Source organism: Acrocarpospora sp. B8E8 (genome assembly GCF_039871605.1).
Taxonomy (GTDB): Bacteria; Actinomycetota; Actinomycetes; order Streptosporangiales; family Streptosporangiaceae; genus Acrocarpospora; species Acrocarpospora macrocephala.
The window spans coordinates 33848-52903 of record NZ_JBDPLV010000039.1 but is presented as its reverse complement, the minus strand read 5'-3'; the positions used below and the strand labels follow the sequence as shown (position 1 = coordinate 52903).

The following is a 19056-nucleotide window of genomic DNA, read 5'->3' as shown; positions in this document are numbered from 1 at the left end:
ACCCAGTCGGCGTACCATGGACCCATGACGGAGTTGGAGAAGGGCCCCAAGGGCCGCCGCCAGGGCCGGGGCGCCCGCGAGCGCATCCTCAGCGCGTCCCAGCAGCTGTTCCGCGAGCAGGGCATCAACCGCACCGGCATGGACCAGCTTTGCGCGGCGGCCCAGGTGTCCAAGCGCACGGCCTACCAGCACTTCACCGGCAAGGACGAACTCGTCGCCGAGTACCTGCGCCGGTTCGACCCCTCCGTTCTGTCCGGCGTGTTCGACCGCACCGACCTCACGCCCCGCGAACGGCTCCTCGCCGCCTTCGACATCCCCCCCACAACCCCCCTGTGCCCCTACATCGGCGCCGCCGTCGAACTCCACGACCCCCAGCACCCCGCATCCCAGTACGCACGCGACTACAAGAAAGCCGTCGCCGCGCGGCTCGCCGACACCGCCCGCGAAGCCGGCGCCGCCGACCCTGAACAGCTCGGCGAGCAGCTCGCGCTGCTCATCGACGGCGCCGCGGCCCGCACCCGGGTCCTCAACGCCGACGCCTTCCCCACCGCCGCCGCCATCGCCGCCGTCCTCATCGACAACGCCATCCCCACGTCATCTCCTCGGCAGCCCAGCGATGACCGCGGAATTACCGGGTCTGCTCCCGTTCCGGTGGGAGGCCAATGACGGCCCGATCACGCCTCGTCGGCCGGAAGACGACGTCGAGTTCGGCGCGGCGGGAGCGGTAGATCACGCCGTACAAGGGCAAGAACAAACCCGACTCGCAGAAGGACGCCAACCGGGCTCATGCCTGGCTTCGCGGGCCCGGCGAACGCGCCAACGCCCAGCTCAAGTACCGGCGCATCCTGCACAAAGTCCGCGTCAGCCCACGCGGGGTCGGTCGACTCGCCAAAGCCATCCACGTGCTACAGAACTACGAAGCAACCGTAGGATGAAAAAGTTCTTTCATTACTGCAGAGGCTGCCGCGCGGCGATGTCGATTCTCGCTGTACGCGAACGTAGCCTCCGCCGTCGCACTTTAATGCCTTCGCCTTTGCTGTGGCGCCCCCTGTTGGCTCTGATGTTGTCGGTCGAACTGATCAACCGTGTTGAGTAGCGGCACCGCTTGCCAGCTGCCACATTTCATCGTTCCCGCATTCTGCCGTGATCTCGGCCGTCGCGTGAGCTGCGGCGAGGAAGTCGTTGACCACCGGTGAGGTGCGCGATGCCGCCACCGCGAGGCACACCTGGTCGGGCGCCAGATCTGTGACGGGCACATAGCTGACTTCCGGGTGTGAGTAGAACACGGCTGTCGAACGGGCCAGGAACGAGATGCCCCGGCCGGCCGCGACATGTTCGAGCGTCTCGTCCACCCCGCGCACCAGGTATCCGGCGTTGGGGTGCGGGCGCTTGGTGGGCTGTGTGCTTGTGTCGGGATGCCAGAGCAGCGGCTCGCCGGCCAGGTTGGCCTCGGTGATCTGTTCCCTGCCGGCGAATCGGTGGCCGGCGGGCAGCACCGCCACCCGCGGCTCGGTGTACAGCGGGGTGACACGCAGGCCGGTCTCGTCGATGGGCAGCCGCACATAGCCGACGTCGATGCGGCCGTCGAGCAGCATCGCGGCCTGGTCGTCGGACTCGATCCGCTGCACGTCCACGATCACGTCCGGGTGCCGGATGGCGAACTCCCGCACCGCCGCGGTGGCCGTGATGCCCGCGCGGAAGCCGACCATCAGCCGCTGGCTGCCGTGCGCGGCCACGGTCACCCGGCGGCGGACCGCGTCTGCGGAGGCCAGCAGCGGGCCGGCGTCGGTTAGCAATTGCCTGCCGGCGTCGGTCAGCGCCACGCCGTGGCTGTCCCTGATCAGCAGCGGGGTGCCAAGATCCTGTTCCAGCGCGCGGATCTGCCGGCTGAGCACCGGCTGTGCGATGTGCAGGTCATCGGCGGCGCGGCCGAAGTGCAGCCGGTCGGCGACGGCGACGAAGTAGCGCAACTTGCGCAGGTCCAGATCCATGGAGCCTCCCGGTACGGCGATGCCTCCAGGGTATCGCCATCGCTGAAATAGGTCTTGGACACCCGCTCAGACTAATGAAAACCTCAATAGGTACCCGGTGGGCCGGAGCGAATCCGGAACAAGAATTCGACATCGGGACTTGATAGTAGGTCCCCAGAATTTGAATTAGCACGTCCTGAATTGGTCCAGGCCCGTCGTGTCATTCGATGGCATCGACGACACAACCGTTTACAACAACCCGGTGGGCGTGGCGTTCTGTCCAGATATTCCACTCCAGAAAGCAGGCACTCCATGAGCAGCATCAGCATTATCGGCCTGGGGGGTATGGGCCGCGCCATTGGCGCCCGCGCGGTCGAGGGCGGCCACGCCGTCGAGGTCGTCGGTCGCGACGCGGCCAAGGCCAAGGACCTGGCCGCCGCGCTCGGCGGCGGCGCCACGGCCGGGACATTCGGCACCGCCCCAGCCGGCGACATCGTCATCCTCGCCGTGCCGAACGCCAGCGCCGTGCCGGTCGTCGCCCAGTACGGGGACACGCTGGCCGGCAAGGTCATCATCGACATCACCAACCCCATGACAGCCGACGCCACCGGGCTGACCACCCCTGACGGCACTTCCGCCGCGCAGGAGATCGCCAAGGCCGCCCCGGCGAGCGCGCACGTCGTGAAGGCGTTCAACACCGTCTTCGGCCACGTCCTGGCCCCGGGACGCCCATTGGACGTGCTCTTCGCCGGCGACGACGCGCGGGCCAAGGCAAGCGTATCGGCGTTCATCAAGAGCCTCGGGTTGCGCCCCCTGGATGCCGGAGGCCTGGAGATGGCGCACTGGCTGGAAGGGACGGGCCTGCTGATGATCAACCTGGCCCGCCACGGCGTGGGGGACTTCAACTTCGCCCTCGGCGTCAGCAATCTCCCTTGAGCACATCCGCACCACCAATTCTCGCGCCACCTCACTCATAAGGAACAGCAGAATGCGCGTTTTCGTCACTGGCGGGACCGGGCATTCCGGTTCGTACATCGTCCCCGAGCTCATAGCCGCCGGGCACGAGGTCACCGGCCTGGCCCGGTCGGACACTGCCGCGGCGGCGCTGTCCGCGCTCGGCGCGAAGGTGCGTCGCGGCGACCTCGGGGATCTCGACGGGCTCAAGGAAGCGGCTGCGGACTCCGACGGCGTCATCCACGTCGCGCACCGGCAAGACCTGCTTTTCTCCGGCGGGATCCACGCCGTGGCCGCCGCCGAGCTCCCGATCATGCTCGCCTACGGCGAGGCACTGGCGGGAACCGGAAAGCCGCTGGTCGCGGCGGGGAGCATCGGCTCGCCTGGGCAGGGATTCCTGGGCCGGACGGCCACCGAGGAGGACCCGGCCCTTCCCAGTGGCGATGAGCACAAGGGCACCCTGCGGGCTCGTAACGTCGTGGAAACCACCCCACGCCACGACGTCCGCCCCGACGGCGGCGAGGACCAGTTCACGCATGATCGTCAGCCCTTCTTCTGTTGGCCCGGTGCGCGGCCCTCAAGGTTGCGGCGGACCGCCCTCTCCTGGGCCCGGGTGAAGGCGGTCTTGCAGACGTGGCTGAACGGCCAGTTGTAGCCGCGCTTGCACCGTCTGCATCGGAAGAGGGTGAAGGCGACCGTCACCTTGACGATCTTCCTCCGCTTCGGCTTCCGCTTCGCCGGTGGCTTCCGGACCGTCGGCTACCAGGCGGGTGACCAGCGGGATGACAAGGTCCTGGCTGCTGTTCTTTCCGCTCAACCGCGGCGTGATGAGCTGCTCGACCTTGGCGTGGCCGTCCTCGTCAAGGTATTGGTAGCGGCCGGAGGCCTGCAGGACGCCTTCGGTCAGCGGGACGGGCCGCCCCGCTCGTAACGCAGGTGGCGGGCCTCGATCCACCGTTCCAGCCCCCCAGAATCGCCGATGACCGCTGACAGGCAGATCAGCCGGGGGTGATGCCCTCGGCGCGGCGGGCTTTGAGGAGTGTCAGCACAAATTCCAGATTGGCGCCGCGCTCCGGGTCGGTGATCATTTGGATTCATCGACGATGACCGTGCCGATCTGGCGCAGCAGGTGTGGGTGGGCCAAGACCATCGACCCGAACTTCTCATATGTCATCAAGCAGATGTCATAGCGGCCGTTCATCAGTGCCGCGTGGTCGTCGCTGATCTCGCCGGTCGACCGGATGGTGGTCACGCCGGAGCGCTCGTACTTGCGGGTGAACTCGGTGTACTTGTCGTTGACGAGCGCCCGGGCGGGGAGCAGGAATACCGCACGGCTGGAGGTCGACTGGCCTGCCCCGGTGACCATGGCGATCAGCACGCTGCCATAGCCCCGACGGCTGAGCCAGCATCCCTAGGGCTTCGCAGCGCTGTAGAGGCGGTGCCAGCGACCGCAGTTGACCGGGTGTGAGTTTTTCTCGCCGACCTGGCAGACCCTCAATTTCAGGTACTTCAGGTCGAGTATTCCGGCGCTGAAATACTTGTCGGTTTCGGTCCCGCAGCGGGTGTAGGTGTCGGTGTGCCATCCCTCGGCGCCACTGGCGAGCGTGTAGTACTTGATCGCCGCGTACGCGCACTTGCCGCCCTGCCGGGCGGTCCGGTGGTCGCGGTCGGAGAGCTCTATCGACAGATTGAAGAACTGTGAGCCGGGCGCCGGGGGCGTGTAGGTGCCCGTGACGGCAGCCCGGTGGTTCGCCGACCAGTACGCGAACTTCGTCCCTGCGTCCGCGGCCGAAGCCGACGCGGAGGCGACGCTGAGCGCGGACAGCAGTGCATGGTTCCACTCGATGACGACCTGGGCGGTCGGCTGGTCGTCGGCCACAGCTAGAGTCGGCGCGAGCATGGTGACCAGCAGTGCGGATACGGCCGGCGCGGCGAGTCGGCGGCCGAGCGTCCTGATCATCCCGGCCTCCTATCGACGCAGGTCGAGGGTAATGTCGATGACGCCGGCCTGGTCGGTGTTCCGGAACGAGAACATGCCGCCGGTGTCGGCGTAGCGGCCCGTGCCGCCGGTGACGGCGTGGACGAACGGCTGGGGCGCGGTGAAGTCCAGCTCTCCCTGCACCGCGATCTGCCCGGCGGCCAGGGCCAATGTCACCTGCGCCTGGTTGCGGTTGCCGTCGGCGTCCAGCGCTGTGAGCACGCCCTCGAAGTGACCGACCTGCCGCCGCTGGGTGTCGAGCAGCAGCCCGGTGAACACCACTTGATCGCCGAGGCTGCCGCCGGCCGGGCCGAGGTCGAGCTGCGCGGCCGCTGTCCGCTGCCCGATGAAGTGCAGCACCGTACCGGACAGGTCGGCCCTGGCCGGTACGGCCAAGCCAGCCGCCAGCCCCGCGATCATCAGCGCGGTGAGCGACACGATCGTGAATCTGGACATCCCATGCCTCCTGAGGGACTGAAACGGTTGACTCCCACGGTTGTGGCGGCGTCCGCGGGGCGATAGTGCAGGTTCTGAACCGCGTCAGCGCCGCCGGGACCTGTGGGCAGCCGGTCGCGCAGCGCGAGCCGCAACGCGTCCCGCCGATCGGCGTCGAGGCTGACCACGTAGTCGGGCGCCGGTCCCTGGCCGGTGAGAAGGGGCGCACCCACCAGTACAGAAACTGAACTTGTCCGGCTGGTGACGGCGATGCACGATGGCCGCGTGCACACCACCTACGGCCAGTTCTGCCCGGTCGCGCTGGGCGCCGAGGTGTTCGCCGAACGGTGGACACCGCTCATCCTTCGCGAACTGCTCAACGGCAGCCACCGCTTCAACGACCTGCACCGCGGTCTCCCCCGGATCTCCCGGGCCCTGCTCGCCCAGCGGCTGGTCAGCCTGGAACGCGCCGGATTGCTGGAACGCCGCCCCGGCCCCGAATACCATCTCACCGACGCCGGCCAGGCGCTCCGCCCCGTAATCGAGGCGCTCGGACACTGGGGCTATCGCTTCGTCGCCAGTGAGCTGCGGGCCGAGCACCTCGACGCCGGCCTGCTCATGTGGTTCGTGCGCCGTCGGCTGCGCACCGAGAACCTTCCCGCCCAACGCACCGTCGTCCAGTTCCAGTTCCGTCCGCGCAGCCGCCCGCCGGCATTCTGGCTCATCCTGCGACCTCCGGACGCCGACCTGTGCATCACCGACCCCGGCCTGGACATCGACCTGTACGTCGATGCCGAACTACGCGCCATGGCACACGTCTTTCTGGGGCGGCTGAGCCTGAGTACGGCGCTGCGCGAGGGTTACATCGAGCTCAACGGCTCCGCCCAGCTCAGACACGCGTTCCCGACCTGGATCGGCATCAGCCCATTCGCCACCACCCAGGGGAGAAAGTCATGATGACCAACCTCCACGTACGGTCACATCCCGTATCGATACGAGACGACGACGATCGCTTCGTACCGGTCGCGGCGGAAATCGGAGCGGTGGCCAGTCGGCATGCGCGGGCGCACGACCGGGAGGCCACGTTCGTCGCGGAGGCCTACGAGGCGATGCGAGACGCCGGATATCTGCGCCTGGCCGTGCCCGAGGAGCTGGGCGGGTTCGGCGCGTCGCTTCGGCAGGTCTGCTACGCGCAGGCGGAGCTGGCCCGGCACGACGGGGCGACGGCGCTCGCCGTGGCCATGCATCTGCACAGCACGCTCTCGCTGGTCTTCAATTTCAGGCATGGCGACCGGGACGCCGAGGCGGTGCTGCGCCAGGTGGCGCCGACCGATCTGGTGATCGCCACCAGCGGCGGCTCCGACTGGCTATGGCCGGACGCCGTCGCGACGGTCAATGGGGACACCTTCCAGGTGAGCGGCCGCAAGACGTTCTGCAGTCAGGCGCCCGCAGCGGGTGTCGTCATGACGTCCGCGGTGCAGGGCGAGCCGCGCCAGGGAGCCGAGGTGCTGCACTTCGCGGTGCCGTTGGACACCGAAGGCGTACGGATCGAGGAGACCTGGGACACCCTCGGGATGCGCGGTACGGCGAGCCACGACCTGGTGCTGGAGGATGTGGAGGGGCCCCGGGAAAAGATCGTCGCCCGGCGGCCCTGGGGCGAGCTGGGCATCCCCCTGGCGGTTGCTGTGGTGCACGGCGCCCCCGTGATCGGCGCCACGTACTTCGGGATCGCCGCGGGGGCCCGCGATGTCGCGGTCGAGCTGGTGGGGCGCAGACCGCGCGGGGGTGTGCAGGCGCGAACGCTGCCCGGCGTTCACCGGCAGGTCGGGCTCATGGACGCCCGGCTTCGGAGCGCCTGGTGGGCGCTCTCAGGGAGCGTGGACGAGCTCGGCGCCGACTACGCCTGCGGCCCGGCGACCGTTTCGACGGTAATGATCGCCAAGCGGGACGCGGTCATGACGGCCGTCGAGGTCGTGAGCCTCGCCATGGACGTGGCCGGCGGGCGCGCGTACTTCCGCAGTTCCCCCATCGAACGCGCCTACCGCGATGTCCGGGCGGGCCTGTTCCACCCGCTGACTCCCGAGGAGACGCTCGCGCATGCCGGCAGGGTCGCCCTCGACATCCCGACGTAAGCTCCGCGGCGGGCACCCGCATCCTCTGCGAAGCAGGCGGAGAAGGTGCCGCCGCGCGAGCCTGACCGATTGGCCGGCGGGATGGTCATGAAGGCGTGACGATCGTTCCGTCGGCCGCGAGCGGGATCAGGACGGCTGCGAAACCGTCTTCCCAGGTCTCCTCGATCCGTACGCCCTCGGCGTCCAGGGGCAGCACGAAGTGCAGTACCTCGGCTCCCGGGCCTGGCTCGCCTTGCGCCGCGCACGTCACCACGACGTCCGCCTCGGGCACCTGAGTGCAGAACGTCTTGCGGCCGCTCACCCGGTAGGTGCTGACCGACGCCACCCGGCGCGGCATGCCTCGGCGGTCTTGTCGCCATGCCGAAAGTTGAATGCCAGCGACAGCGTGCTGTGCAGCCGCATGGCCACGGCGAGTGCCGTGGCGCCGTCGTAGCGGGCCAGCTCGGCCTGCACGTAGCAGATCTGCCACAGCGACGCGCCGAGCCCGCCCAGCTCCTCGGGCACCACCAGGCGCAGAATCCGGCCACGCGCATCGCCCCGTACGCCTCCGCGACGAACGTGGCCTCCCGGTCATGCGCCCGCGCGTGCCGACCGGCCATCGCTCCGATTTCCGCCACGACCGGTACGAAGCGATCATCATCATCGCGCACCGGCAACTGCTCATCAGAGGAAGATGCTGACCACGTTGGAGTCGTCCCTGATGGTCCCGCCGTCGCCGTCGATGAAGGTGGCGCGGAGGTAGATCTCGTCGGTGCGGTTGAACCAGGAGTCGTCCTCGTTGAAGACCGAGGCCGGCACCTGAAGGAGGTGCTCCAGCCAGATCCCGTTGTCGTCGACGTATAGGCCGGGCGTGCCGTTGTAGTAGACCAACGGGCCAACGAGCAGCGCGTCGCCGCTGCCGGGGTCGTCTCCGTAGTAGCGCAGCTCGATCCTGGCCCCGTTGTTCAGGTAGCCGACCCCGTCGTACAGGTTCGTCTCGATGTGGGTGACGGAGTCGGCGTTTATGAGGGCCGGGCCTGGCGGCGGGTTGAAGTCGATGCCGAGGGTGGCGGTGATCACGGTCGCTGCCTGTGCCGACGAGCCGATCAGGCTGAGCATGCTCAGGGCCACCAGGGCGGCGCCTAGCGCGCCGGGGGTTGCTCGCACTTTCATGGGTGTCCTCCTGCTGACGAGCCCGATCGTGAACACTGACCAGCTTGGCTACTGCCAATCCCACCGGCTAGTTCTGAATCTGCACTGGTAGAAGGCCATAGCCGGCGCGTAGTGATGTGATCGGGAGACGTGCTGCGCGCGGACACCGCGCCAGCCGAGGTTCGCGATCGTCACCGAAACCTCGCCTCTGGAGAGGCCGCCCGTCAGGCCACACGAACCCATACTCACGTTCCGTCGCACTGACGTAACTCTCCGAGAGAGATGGATCTTAGACGGGCAGATCGGCGTGTGTCCGGAGTCGCGATCACTTGATCAGCAATAGACGCGGGTGGTGGTCGACTGACCTGCTCATTGCTCCTCCTGGGCATACTTGGTCTGCTCCCGGATCATCCTCGCGGCCCGTTTCTGCCGTATTCCGGAACCGCCGCGTATCGCATCTGATGCGTATCGGCGACGTGCGGAGCCGGACGTCTCTACGGCTGGCGCAGGTGGCGCACGGGGACGAGGGTGGCGGCTACGTCGCCGAAGCGTTCGGCGAGCTGCCGCAGATAGCCGGCGCCGCCGGGGACTTCCTCGTACAGGACGGCCAGGCGCAGGGACGCGTCCTCGCTCTCGGGGCCAGTCGAATCCGGCGACCTCGTCTTCACCTGCCTGGAGCACGACCCGGCACCCCAGGTCGAGCGCGGCGCGGATGCTCGCGAGGAACTCCTCCAGCTGATCGGGCCGCACGCCGAGCGTTTCGAGGTCGGGGAGGATCTGCAGGCAGTCGACGCGGCGTTTGACCTGCAGCACGCTCTGGCCGAGCCGATGGTTGTTACACAGGGCGTCGTGGAGTTCCTCGCGGTTCTTCTGCGCCGGGGTCGGCTTCGGCTCGGGGAAGGAGTCGAACCACAGCCCGCAGCTGGTGCAGATGACGAACCGCTCGCTGTCGCGGGAGTCCCTGGTCAGGCGGCCCCGGTTGAGGATTGTCAGGTCGGCGCCGCGTTCCCAGAGCAGCACCAGGCCGGGCCGTTCGAACAGCCACGTCCTGCACGGAATCCTGCGCCAGCTCGGTCGACTCGCGTTCGAGGATGAGCGCCGTGGTGTCGGGGTGGGCGACATCCGGCAGTACCGGGAAATCCATGACCTAGTGAAGGACGGTATGGCGTGAGCGGCAAGAAGCTCTTCAGCTACCCGGTGGGACGCGCGCTGGAAGACGTGGCATACGCCCGGGAGCTGACTCCCACGCGGCTGTTTCCGCTGCTCATACCCGTGTGGTACGTCGAGATCAGTGCGAAGGTGACAGACGGGGAGCCGTACGATTTGATCGACCGTTTCCTTGTGCGAACGCGCACCCGAGGTCCGTGGCTTGATCGAGACAGAGGAGGATTTCGCACGCGATGGCCGGGAAGAGAGACGAATCCGCGAATGGCTGCGCAAACGCGACTTCGACCGGCTCCAGCCGGTTCGAGCTGGACTTAGCAACTCGATCAAGTGAAACACCCCGGCGACGGCTCCAAACCACGCGAAGAGGGCGTCGAGCCGCGTAGACCCAGCGTGCTCACGCCGAGAACGGAGCCTTCAACGTACGTCGTGGCCTTGACCGAGTTGAATGGTGCCACGACGCCGACACCCGCCCCGCTGGCGGTCGCCCGCGGCCGCGGCCGAGCCGCGATCTTCCCCTTACCAATCCGCATGAAGTGATCGGCCCGCCGGTCGTGGCCGGCGGGCCGATGGGCTTCGTCAGTGGGCGACGATGCTGGTTATGTCGACGGTGAAGGGGCTGCCGTACCAGAATCTGGTGTGCAGGGTGCCGACCGGCTGAGACAGGTCGAGATCGAAGTCGGTCAGCGGGACGTCGACCGTCTGCTCGCCGTCCATGCCGTTCTCGCCATACTCAGCGAGGGTGGCGAACTTCCACCCGTTCTGATCGAAGATGATCGCCGACGCGTCGCCGCTGATGGCGTCCATTCCGTGCAGGTTGTAGGTGACGCGCAGGTGGGTCTTTCCGGCCAGCGCCTGCGGGTCGATGGACTGGTACTTCTCGCTGGCGCCGTTGTTCCCGGTCAGGTGCCAGGGCTCGGGCAGCAATTCCACGCCGTCCCCATTTGCCGCAGGCTCAACGGTTAAGACGGCGATGGCTCCACCGGCCGCCTCGTAATACTCCAAGACCACCGTGTGACTTCCCGCGCTCAACGCGCGGTCGGTGGTGTACGTGGTCGCCGGCTGGTCGATCCACTTGTCGATGACAAGCTGACCATCGACGTACAGCCGGAGGCCATCGTCTCCGGTCGCCGTGAATCGGTACGTCCCAGCCGTGAAATCGCTCGTCTTCGTCCAGCGCGCGGAGAAGTTGTCGGCTGGTACGCCTTCGCCCGGCGAATCCCCACCCCAGTCGTGGTCGATGGCGCTCTCGGCCCGCGTGAGCACGGGAGAACCGGACAGATTCCGATTGGCGAAATACTCCGCCTGATAGCTGGCCGACGCGGGCGGCTCGACCGTGATGTCGACCGTTCCCGTGCCGTTGGTCTCACCGTCGCTGGCGGTGAAGGTCGCGGAATACTGCCCGGCTTGGGCGAGAGCGGGGCTGAGGCTGAGCGTGCCGACGCCGCCGCCGTTGTCCGTGAACGTGGCGAAGCCAGGCAGGCCCGCGGCCGAGAGGCTCAGCGAGGCCTGGCCGTCGCCGAACGCCTGGACCTGCACCGACTGCGTCGTGCCCGCCTCCATGGTCAGGCTGCCGCCCGCCACCACGGGCGGTCGTTTGATGGTGAACGTGCGGATCGCGCTCCACGGCCCCTCACCCAGCTGGTTGCGCCCCTGTGCCTGCCAGCTGTACGTGCCGGGCGTCAAGTCCGTCAGCGTGTACGCGTCCGGGGATGCCCACGGCGAGAAGAAGTCCACGTTGTCGCTCCAGACGTGGACGCGCTTCTCCGGACCGTTCTCATAGGTGAGCTGAACGCTGGTCGTGGTCGTCGGCAGCACGACCCCATCGGCTGGGCCGAGCACCTCGGCGTTCGGCGGAGTGTGCTTGTAAATCTCGATGGACCGCACACGGTTGCGCATCGCGGTGCCGACATCGAATTCGGGGACGCTGTTGTCGTAGTGCGCCGGGTTCCCGGTCTGATCGCGCTCGGTCCACAGAACGATGTGATACAGGTTCGCCCAGTTGTCGTCGTAGCGAACCGACTCGGTGATGTCGTTGAAGCCCTGCTCCTGCATGTTGTACTTGCCGACGCCGAACCACTTGCACGGTCCGCCGTAGTTGGTGCCGTCGCACAGCGCGATCCCGCCACGCAACTCCACCTCGGCCGATGAGATTGTGTTCGTGTTGATCATGTTGTTGTTCAGGTTCGAATCGTCGTAGTCGAAGATCTCGCAGGGGCTGTTCACGCCGGAGTTGTCGCACACACGTACCTTCACGCGGTTGCCGACCTTGAGCGAGGAGATGGTGTCGTTCGGCAGGTTGATCGCGGCCGGATCCTCATACCGCCCGACCTCCTTGATGATGCAGGTACCCCCATAGTTCTCGTCCATGAAGAACGCCACCTGGCTGTCATTGGGCACACACCCAGTGGTCGGCGCCCCGCCTTCGACCTTCATCGACGAAACCGTGTTCGTATTGATCATGTTATTCGCGAGATCGGGATCGTTGGCGCTGAAATACTCACACGGGCTGTTCAGCCCCGCGTTGTCACACAGCCGCACATTCGCGCCGCTCCCCACCTTGATCGATGTGATGCTGTCATTCGGCAGCCCGATCGACTCCGGATTTGGATACTCCCCCATCCCCTTCAGTACACAACTCCCCCCATAATTCGCATCCGTGAACACCGCAGCTTGATACTGCCCCGGCGAGCAATCTTGCTGCCCGCCACCGCCACCCGGATCGCCGCCACCCATGGCGGGCGACGGAGGCGACCAGTCGACGAATGCGAGAGGCTTGGTACAGTCCTGTGCTGACGCGTCGGTTCGGCAGATGGTGCGGATTCCCATGGGCGCCCGTTGGAACGAGACCGCCCCGGTGTCTGTGTCAGTCACCGTGACGTCGAAACTGATATACAACACCTTCGTATTCGGCCGAGGCGTGTAGCTTGCGCTCGCATCCACCCAGTCTGTGAACTGGCCGGTGGCACGCGCGTGCCACTGGTTCGTCCCATCCCCCGGATCGAAGTACGTAAGGTTGTAGGTGGCCACCCGGTGCGGCAGGCTGCTATTGGCCTGGATCTTGGCCTGAATGGGAATCGATGTCGGCGTCGTCGGGAACCGATAGTTCGGCGGATCCCACGAGTTCTTCGGCGTGTTCCCCTGCCACCACCCGCCAGGAATATTCCGCTCGAGGTGGATGTAGGTGGGGGCGCTGAGGTTGGTCCGGGTGCCGTAGTTCCCATCGTTGTGCAAATTGTATTCCTCGACGTCGACCAGGTTGCCGTGGACGGCCGTCACATGGGCGACATGGCCGAAGGCGCCGGAGTCCCACTGTGCCACCGCTCCCACGGCTGGCCTGTTGTCCACCGCGATGCCGATGGCCCGCGCGTAGTCATCCCACGTGTTCGCATTTCCCCATTTCTGGAATCTGGAATCGGGGGAACGGGTCCAGACGTTCGTGAACTTCGTTTCGTGCAGGGATTTGTCTCTGAAAATGTAGGCGATGAAGGAGGTGCAGTTCCGCGCGTTGAAGCCCCGCTCGTCGTAGGAGTTCTCCGCGAAGGGTGCGTTATGGATCCAGTTGAGATAGTCGTCGACGATCGATGCGTGGGCGACCCGCACGAAGGATGTCGACACGATGAGCAAGGCCGCGATCGCGGATCCCACGAAGCGCAGCCCTTGCCGAAGTCTGTGCATTGTGCTGTCCCTACTGTCGAAAGATGACGGCCGACAGGCAGTCGCGCACTGTCAGTGCGAGAATCACGGCACAGGCAAGGCCAGGAAAGACCACTGCGCGGAGGTCACCGGAGAGGGGTCAGCGGAATAGCGGCGCTTGGAAGGGGGAAGCCCGACCGGTGCGACTGCGCCGGGCGACTCAACCGGCGGGCCGATCACCGTGCTCTGTTCAGCCTGGTGAGATGGCATTACCAATGTCTCGCTACGGCGATATAGGGAGATGTGTTTTAGTAATTGCCCCGATGTTCTTGGTGCGGAGAATCCGGGGGACCGCATATGGCCCACGACAGCGCCGAGGTGGGCGCCGTGCTGCGGCGTGAACCGGTGAGGCTTGCGATGGCCAAGATGGCCGTCGGGCTGCGCTGCGGGGTGGGCGCGGTCGGCATCGTGTCGGCGCTGATCGGGTTCACCGCCACTCGGTCGCCGGGGGTGCTGGCCGTGGTGCTTGTCCCGGTTGCGGCGTGGACCGCCTGGTATGCGCGGCGCGTCTGGACGCGTGGCCTGAGCGGCTGGGTGATCGCCGTCGATGTGGGGCTGACCTGCGGGGTCTGTGTGGTGCAGTGGTGGGTGCTGCCACCGGCGGCCGTCCCGGGCGGCGCGAGCTGGGTGAACGCGCTCGCCGCGATGACGGTGATCTGCGCGCAGCTGCACGGGCATCCGCTCGTGTCCATTCCGGCCGGGCTGCTCGTCACAGTGGCGTACGGCATCGGCAGCGACCTCGCCGGGATTCCCGCGTACGGGATCATGGATCTGATCACTCTGGTCGTGCAGACGGTCGCGGCCGCGGCGACCATGGTCGTCGCGGTGCGTACAGGCGGTGACGCGGCCACGGCGTTCGGGCAGCTCCAGGAGGAGCAGCGGGCCGCGGCGATCGCCTCCGCCGAGCGCGCGGCCGCGCTGTCTCAGCTCCGGCTGCTGCACAACGGACCGCTCACCACGCTCACCATGGCTATCCACACCGACTCGCCGCGCGCCACCCCGACGCTGCGTCGCCGCGCCGCCGCCGATCTCGGCGCCCTGTCCGTGCTCGAATCCGGCGACGGCGCCGGCGAAGAGCTGGTGCGCCTCGACGAACAGCTCGCGCAGGTCTCTATCTGGTACGAGCCCCAGTTGCGCGTGTCGGCACGGCTGGCCGAGGTGTCGCTGCCGCAGCGCGTGGCCGACGCGTTTCTGCAGGCGGTACGGGAGGCCCTGGAGAACGTGCTGCGGCACGCTGGCACCGGCCACGCGATGCTGGAGCTGGGGCAGGACGCCGATCGGACGTTCGCGGTCGTCTCCGACCAGGGCCGCGGGTTCGGCGTCGAGCAGCGGATCGCGGCTGGATTCGGCCTGCGTGAGGCCGTGATCGGCACGATGACGACGGTGGACGGGACCGCGACCATCGCTTCCACCCTGGGTAAGGGCACGTCGGTGAGATTGGAGTGGCGCCGTGCGCAACCCGTCTATTGAGGCGGTGCATCGCCGCTTCGATCAGGGCGCCCTGGTGGCGTCCGTGCTGGTGCTCTGGATCTGGCACGCGGGCGTGGCGCTGCCCACCGGAATCATCAAGGTGTCGCCCCCGGGACGGGCCCTGGCGGTGAGCCTGTTCGTCTGGACCGTCTACACCGTGCTCGGCCTGATCCTCAGCGTCGCCGTGCCGCGAGGCGCCGGGCGCGGTCCGTGGCTCGCGCTCGTTGCGGTGCCCGTTCTTTTCTGTGGCGAGGTGGCCGTCGTGCTCGGCGCGTCGGTGGATTCGTTCTTCGACGCGGACAACTGGCCGTTCAACACGATCGGCTGGTTCGCGCTCGTGTGCCTGTGGCGGCGGTCGTTCGCCGAGCTGGCGGGTTTCTTCGCGGTCCATCTCGCGCTCGGCTTCGGCGAGTTGGCGTATCTCGACGGGATCGACCAGGTGACGGTCTCCCGCTTCGTCATCTACGGAATCTCGGTCTGCAGCATCGAGATCACCCTCTTCGTCGGCGGCCGTATGCTCGCGGACATCGCCCGGCAGACCGCCGTGACACAGGACGAGATCGCGCTCACCACCACGCGGCGGCTGGCCGCGGAAGCCGTGCAGCGCTCCCGCGCGCATCGATACGACACGGTACGGCGCACCGCGGCCGAGCTCCTCGCCGAGCTGGCTGGCGACCGGCTCGACCTGTCGGGCCCGGCGACCGGGCAGCGTCTGCGGGTGGCCGCCACCCGGCTGCGCAGGCTGACCGTCGAGACCGACGACGTGCCCGATCCGCTGCTCCAGGAGCTGCGTGCCTGCGCCGATCAGGCCGAACGGCGCGGCGTCGAGGTGGACCTGCAGGCCGCGGTCGGGGCGGTGCCGCCGCTGCCCGTGGAGACCAGGCGCGCCCTGGCCGAGCCGATCATCGCGGCGCTCGCGGCCACGGTCAGCCGGGCGCGGGTGACCGTGGTGGCGGAACCGGCCGAAGTCGTCATCGCGGTCGTCGCCGACGCCCGGGTCCGTGACCTCAGCCGGGCGCCGTCCCCACCCGGCATCGAGGCGAGCTACGACACGAAAGGAGACCTGCTATGGGCGCAGGCCCGATGGACGGGCCCGTCACCGTCGCCATCGTAGAAGATCACGACGTGGTTATCGAAGGCGTGCGCGCGTGGATCGCGAACGATCCGCGTCATCGCGCCACCCTCACCATGGTCACCGACTCGGTGGGCGCCGTCCTCTCGTCCACCGATCCGCCAGCCGACGTCGTGGTGCTCGACCTCGACCTGGGCGGCGACGAACAGCCCGCGGTGAGCCGGGTGAAGGTCACCGAGCGGGTGTCCGCGCTGACCGACGCGGGGCTACGGGTCGTGGTCTTCTCCGTGTTCGTCAAGCCGCTGCTCGTCCAGGCCGCGATGCGCGCGGGCGCCTCAGCGTTCCTGGACAAGCGGACTGAGCGCGCGCACTTCGTCGACACTATCGACGCCGTCGCGCACGACCGCCCGTACGTGACGCCGTCGATGGCGGGCGGCCTGCTCGGCGCGGCCAAGCTATCGCAGCGCGAGGAGGAGGCCCTGCTCCATCTCTTCCAGGGCATGGACTATGCCTCGATCGCCCGCCGCATGCCCAAGGCGGACGGCTCACCGATCAGCGAGAGCACGGTCAAGCAGTACGTCGACCGGGCACGCGCGAAGTTCGCTGCGGCCGGACGTCCCTGCCGGTCGAACACGGCCTTGCTGGCCCGTTGCATCGAGGAAGGCCGCATCGCCCCCGAGGAGATCTCCGACTACCGCTCCGACGCCTCCGACCCCTGACCGTCGCGCGCGTGCCACCGGCCCTGCGCCCACATGAGATCTCCCTTGGTGTCGTAGCTCGCCTCGATGCCCGGCGGCGAGGGCACCCGGCCGATGTCGCGGGCGTCGGCGAGGATCGCCACCACCACCTCGCCGGCCGTCGCGATCACGGTGACCCTGGCGTGGGTGGCGGTCGCGGCGAGTACCTCGATGATCGGCTCGGTGAGCGCCCGCCGCACTTCCAGGCTCAGCGCCGGGACCACGCCCACCGGGGCCTGCAGGTCGACTTCGACACCGCGCCGCTCGGCCTCGTCCGCGCAGGCGCGCAATTCCTGGAGCAGCGGATCCGGCACGTCGTCCGACTCCACCATCAGTCGCCGCAGCTGGGAGACCGCGACCCGGATCTCCCGCCGCGCCGCGCCGTCCGTCAGGTCGATCTCGTCGGCGGCCAGCCGGGTGAGCAGGGCCGCCGTCGTGCGGCGGACCAGCTCGTATCGGCGCTGCCGCGCCGCCTGCACCGCCTCCGCTGCCAGCCGCCTGGTCGCTGATCTGGCGATCTGGTCCTGATCCTCGGCCGTACGCCGGGCGATCGCGGCCAGCCGATGCCCTCCGATGAACAGCACGATCTGGATGATGCTGACGCCGTGGACCGCGGTCACGTACCAGGCGAGGCCGAGCTGATCGGCGCCGCCGAGCGCGATCAGCAGGACCAGGCCGAGCGCCCCGTTGGCCAGGAAGAAGCCGAGCAGCGCAGCGAGCGGCTGCCGCCAGAGCGCGACGAGCGCGAACCAGCCGAGCACGTTGAACGGCCAGTTCCCCGCGTCGAAGAAGGATCTGGACGGGATCGGGCCCGCGGTGGTGAGCGCCACCAGGGCGCTGCCGGCCAGCAGCAGCGGCACGACGATCAGCGGAAGCGCCGGGCCGCGCCCGCCCCCGCGCAGCGTGACCGTCGCGGCGACCACGCCGAGCACGGCGTAGCCCACCCACACGGCCGCGCTGTACGGGGTGGGAAACCGGTCGAACCGCCAGCGGAGCACCCCGTCGGGCAGGATGGGGAACAGGTGCCACACGGCCATTACCAGGACGGCGGCATGCAGCGCGCCGTCGTCGTAGCGGGTCTCGACGGCCGAGACCGGGCGTCTGGCGGGCACGTCACGGTTCACGGCGCCACTCCAGGCGGACCGTCGTCCCCTCACCCGGCGTCGATTGGACGGTGGCGACACCTCCGGCCGCGATCATGGTGCCGATGATCACTTCTCGGACTCCGAACCCGCCGGCTCGCGTGTCGAAGCCCGGCCCCTGGTCGAAGACGCCGACGTGGACCCGCCCGTCGCGCTCGCCGAGGTCGAGGCGGGCGCGTCCGGCCGTGGTGTGCCGGGTCACGTTGGTCAGCGCCTCCTTCACGGCCTGGGCGAACGCCTCCGCGACCGTGGCCGGCACCTCGATCGGCGGCAAGTCGGCGGACACGGCGAGCTCGGGCCGGTGCCAGGAAATGGCTTCCTCCAGGCGCCTATCGAGGCGTACCAGCCGCTCCTGAGCCTCGCTCAGGTCGGCGGCGAGCGCGAACAGCTCGCGCAGATCCGACGCGGCGTGGCGGCGCAGCACGGGGCTGGGGTGCGCCGACGGCGCGTGCAGCGCCATCATCAGCGTCGTCAGCGGGCCGTTGTGCACCAGCCTGAGCTGCGCGCGCATGTCAGCGCGCGCGGCCGACCCGATGTCGCGCCTGCGGTCCTCCTCCTGCAGCCGCGTGAACGCGTCCGCCGCCGCGCGCCCGGTGCGCGTCGCGACCACCATGGTGGCCGCGGCAGCGCAGGCCTGTACGGCGATGACGAGACCCGAGATCAGGCTGGGACTACCCGCCAGGCGCGCACCCGTCGTCAGGCTGGCCGCGACCAGGAATCCGGCCGGAATGGAAAGGAAAGGCCTCCCCATCAATTGCGCGCAAATGACTACGATGCTCGCGAATCCCGCCACCCAATAACCATGGTTCACCACGGCGGGCGGCACCAATTCGCCGATCGAAAGACTGACGGCGCACGCGATCGCCACGTCTACGGCGATCATCCAGGCGCGCAGATATCGCGTCCAGCACAGCCATACATACAGCGCGGTCCAGCCGCAGATGACGGCGAGGACGGGCACGACCCAGCGCGGCGACGCCAGCGCCGGCGCGCCGATTGCGGCGGCGAGCACGGCCATCACCGCGACCGACCCGCGCAGTCCGGCGGCCATGCGCGACATCGCCACGCGCACGGGTTCCACCCGAATGAGCCCGTCTGCCTCGACAGTCACACTCACCCCCACGCGAGATGCCTTCAGCGTTCCACTCCCGGCAGCCGGGCTCAATTGCCGAAAT

Annotated in this window: 20 protein-coding genes and 1 pseudogene; 10 read left to right on the top strand and 11 right to left on the bottom strand. The window is 68.1% G+C overall.

Annotated features, from left to right (window positions below; translation table 11 throughout):
• Positions 1–24 precede the first annotated feature (24 nt).
• Both ABGB08_RS31900 and ABGB08_RS31895 read left to right on the top strand, forming a co-directional pair.
• The gene (locus ABGB08_RS31900; RefSeq protein ID WP_347597693.1) at positions 25–666 is read left to right on the top strand and encodes a TetR/AcrR family transcriptional regulator; all 642 of its coding nucleotides are present in this window, start codon (positions 25–27) and stop codon (positions 664–666) included.
• Positions 667–719: 53 nt separating this feature from the next.
• Positions 720–935 (top strand): annotated as a pseudogene (locus ABGB08_RS31895) (IS5/IS1182 family transposase); the annotation flags it as partial.
• A 144-nt stretch (positions 936–1079) separates the two neighbouring features.
• Here the strand turns inward: ABGB08_RS31895 and ABGB08_RS31890 are convergent.
• Complete coding sequence (locus ABGB08_RS31890) at positions 1080–1991, bottom strand: LysR substrate-binding domain-containing protein (RefSeq protein ID WP_347597690.1); 912 nt, start codon at positions 1989–1991, stop codon at positions 1080–1082.
• Positions 1992–2282: 291 nt separating this feature from the next.
• Between ABGB08_RS31890 and ABGB08_RS31885 the strand changes: the two genes are divergently transcribed.
• The 3 genes from ABGB08_RS31885 to ABGB08_RS31875 are packed head-to-tail and all read left to right on the top strand — an operon-like array spanning position 2283 to position 3855.
• A complete protein-coding gene (locus tag ABGB08_RS31885; protein WP_347597687.1) occupies positions 2283–2906 on the top strand; it encodes an NAD(P)-binding domain-containing protein in 624 nt (207 codons plus the stop codon).
• 52 nt (positions 2907–2958) lie between these two features.
• Positions 2959–3579, top strand: a complete 621-nt coding sequence (locus ABGB08_RS31880; protein WP_347597684.1) for an NAD(P)H-binding protein — start codon at positions 2959–2961, stop codon at positions 3577–3579.
• Between the two features lie 30 nt (positions 3580–3609).
• Positions 3610–3855, top strand: coding sequence for a hypothetical protein (locus tag ABGB08_RS31875; protein WP_347597681.1), 246 nt, complete (start codon positions 3610–3612; stop codon positions 3853–3855).
• Positions 3856–4008: 153 nt separating this feature from the next.
• Here ABGB08_RS31875 and ABGB08_RS31870 read toward each other — a convergent pair whose 3' ends face one another.
• The 3 genes from ABGB08_RS31870 to ABGB08_RS31860 are packed head-to-tail and all read right to left on the bottom strand — an operon-like array spanning position 4009 to position 5358.
• Positions 4009–4302, bottom strand: a complete 294-nt coding sequence (locus ABGB08_RS31870; RefSeq protein WP_347597678.1) for a DEAD/DEAH box helicase — start codon at positions 4300–4302, stop codon at positions 4009–4011.
• A 33-nt stretch (positions 4303–4335) separates the two neighbouring features.
• Positions 4336–4884, bottom strand: a complete 549-nt coding sequence (locus ABGB08_RS31865) for a hypothetical protein (protein WP_347597675.1) — start codon at positions 4882–4884, stop codon at positions 4336–4338.
• Positions 4885–4893: 9 nt separating this feature from the next.
• Entirely contained in the window at positions 4894–5358 is a 465-nt protein-coding gene (locus ABGB08_RS31860) for a hypothetical protein (RefSeq protein ID WP_347597672.1), read from the bottom strand.
• Positions 5359–5622: 264 nt separating this feature from the next.
• Here ABGB08_RS31860 and ABGB08_RS31855 point away from each other — a divergent pair, with 264 nt between their 5' ends.
• Positions 5623–6294, top strand: coding sequence for a helix-turn-helix domain-containing protein (locus tag ABGB08_RS31855; protein ID WP_347597669.1), 672 nt, complete (start codon positions 5623–5625; stop codon positions 6292–6294).
• A complete protein-coding gene (locus ABGB08_RS31850; protein WP_347597666.1) occupies positions 6291–7469 on the top strand; it encodes an acyl-CoA dehydrogenase family protein in 1179 nt (392 codons plus the stop codon). Before ABGB08_RS31855 ends, ABGB08_RS31850 begins: the two co-directional genes overlap by 4 nt.
• A gap of 85 nt (positions 7470–7554) precedes the next feature.
• Here the strand turns inward: ABGB08_RS31850 and ABGB08_RS31845 are convergent, their stop codons facing one another.
• The 5 genes from ABGB08_RS31845 to ABGB08_RS31825 form a co-directional block, all read right to left on the bottom strand.
• Entirely contained in the window at positions 7555–7806 is a 252-nt protein-coding gene (locus ABGB08_RS31845) for a hypothetical protein (RefSeq protein ID WP_347597663.1), read from the bottom strand.
• Positions 7767–7976 carry an acyl-CoA dehydrogenase family protein gene (locus ABGB08_RS31840; RefSeq protein ID WP_347597660.1) on the bottom strand — a complete coding sequence of 70 codons (210 nt, stop codon included), beginning with the start codon at positions 7974–7976 and terminating at the stop codon, positions 7767–7769. The genes ABGB08_RS31845 and ABGB08_RS31840 overlap by 40 nt, the downstream gene beginning before the upstream one ends.
• Before the next feature lie 156 nt (positions 7977–8132).
• Complete coding sequence (locus ABGB08_RS31835; protein WP_347597657.1) at positions 8133–8621, bottom strand: hypothetical protein; 489 nt, start codon at positions 8619–8621, stop codon at positions 8133–8135.
• A 473-nt stretch (positions 8622–9094) separates the two neighbouring features.
• Positions 9095–9268 (bottom strand): DUF1998 domain-containing protein, encoded by a 174-nt coding sequence (locus ABGB08_RS31830; RefSeq protein ID WP_347597654.1) that lies wholly within the window; start codon positions 9266–9268, stop codon positions 9095–9097.
• Between the two features lie 1075 nt (positions 9269–10343).
• Positions 10344–13382: a PA14 domain-containing protein gene (locus ABGB08_RS31825; protein ID WP_347597831.1), complete on the bottom strand. Its 3039-nt coding sequence runs from the start codon at positions 13380–13382 to the stop codon at positions 10344–10346.
• Positions 13383–13757: 375 nt separating this feature from the next.
• Between ABGB08_RS31825 and ABGB08_RS31820 the strand changes: the two genes are divergently transcribed.
• The 3 genes from ABGB08_RS31820 to ABGB08_RS31810 are packed head-to-tail and all read left to right on the top strand — an operon-like array spanning position 13758 to position 16721.
• Complete coding sequence (locus tag ABGB08_RS31820; protein WP_347597651.1) at positions 13758–14930, top strand: ATP-binding protein; 1173 nt, start codon at positions 13758–13760, stop codon at positions 14928–14930.
• Positions 14911–16044 carry a hypothetical protein gene (locus ABGB08_RS31815; RefSeq protein ID WP_347597648.1) on the top strand — a complete coding sequence of 378 codons (1134 nt, stop codon included), beginning with the start codon at positions 14911–14913 and terminating at the stop codon, positions 16042–16044. Before ABGB08_RS31820 ends, ABGB08_RS31815 begins: the two co-directional genes overlap by 20 nt.
• Entirely contained in the window at positions 15999–16721 is a 723-nt protein-coding gene (locus tag ABGB08_RS31810; protein ID WP_347597645.1) for a response regulator transcription factor, read from the top strand. The genes ABGB08_RS31815 and ABGB08_RS31810 overlap by 46 nt, the downstream gene beginning before the upstream one ends.
• Here the strand turns inward: ABGB08_RS31810 and ABGB08_RS31805 are convergent.
• Together ABGB08_RS31805 and ABGB08_RS31800 are read right to left on the bottom strand one after the other, a co-directional pair.
• Complete coding sequence (locus tag ABGB08_RS31805) at positions 16694–17863, bottom strand: hypothetical protein (protein WP_347597642.1); 1170 nt, start codon at positions 17861–17863, stop codon at positions 16694–16696. The two genes, ABGB08_RS31810 and ABGB08_RS31805, sit on opposite strands and share 28 nt — an antisense overlap.
• Positions 17853–18953 carry an ATP-binding protein gene (locus ABGB08_RS31800; RefSeq protein WP_347597639.1) on the bottom strand — a complete coding sequence of 367 codons (1101 nt, stop codon included), beginning with the start codon at positions 18951–18953 and terminating at the stop codon, positions 17853–17855. The genes ABGB08_RS31805 and ABGB08_RS31800 overlap by 11 nt, the downstream gene beginning before the upstream one ends.
• Positions 18954–19056 lie beyond the last annotated feature (103 nt).

Coding starts and splice junctions, on each gene's coding strand:
- ABGB08_RS31820 (WP_347597651.1), top strand. CDS start 13,758: ATGGCCCACGACAGCGCCGAGGTGGGCGCCGTGCTGCGGCGTGAACCG.
- ABGB08_RS31835 (WP_347597657.1), bottom strand. CDS start 8,621: ATGAAAGTGCGAGCAACCCCCGGCGCGCTAGGCGCCGCCCTGGTGGCC.
- ABGB08_RS31900 (WP_347597693.1), top strand. CDS start 25: ATGACGGAGTTGGAGAAGGGCCCCAAGGGCCGCCGCCAGGGCCGGGGC.
- ABGB08_RS31860 (WP_347597672.1), bottom strand. CDS start 5,358: ATGTCCAGATTCACGATCGTGTCGCTCACCGCGCTGATGATCGCGGGG.
- ABGB08_RS31865 (WP_347597675.1), bottom strand. CDS start 4,884: ATGATCAGGACGCTCGGCCGCCGACTCGCCGCGCCGGCCGTATCCGCA.
- ABGB08_RS31885 (WP_347597687.1), top strand. CDS start 2,283: ATGAGCAGCATCAGCATTATCGGCCTGGGGGGTATGGGCCGCGCCATT.
- ABGB08_RS31880 (WP_347597684.1), top strand. CDS start 2,959: ATGCGCGTTTTCGTCACTGGCGGGACCGGGCATTCCGGTTCGTACATC.
- ABGB08_RS31845 (WP_347597663.1), bottom strand. CDS start 7,806: ATGCCGCGCCGGGTGGCGTCGGTCAGCACCTACCGGGTGAGCGGCCGC.
- ABGB08_RS31850 (WP_347597666.1), top strand. CDS start 6,291: ATGATGACCAACCTCCACGTACGGTCACATCCCGTATCGATACGAGAC.
- ABGB08_RS31810 (WP_347597645.1), top strand. CDS start 15,999: ATGGGCGCAGGCCCGATGGACGGGCCCGTCACCGTCGCCATCGTAGAA.
- ABGB08_RS31890 (WP_347597690.1), bottom strand. CDS start 1,991: ATGGATCTGGACCTGCGCAAGTTGCGCTACTTCGTCGCCGTCGCCGAC.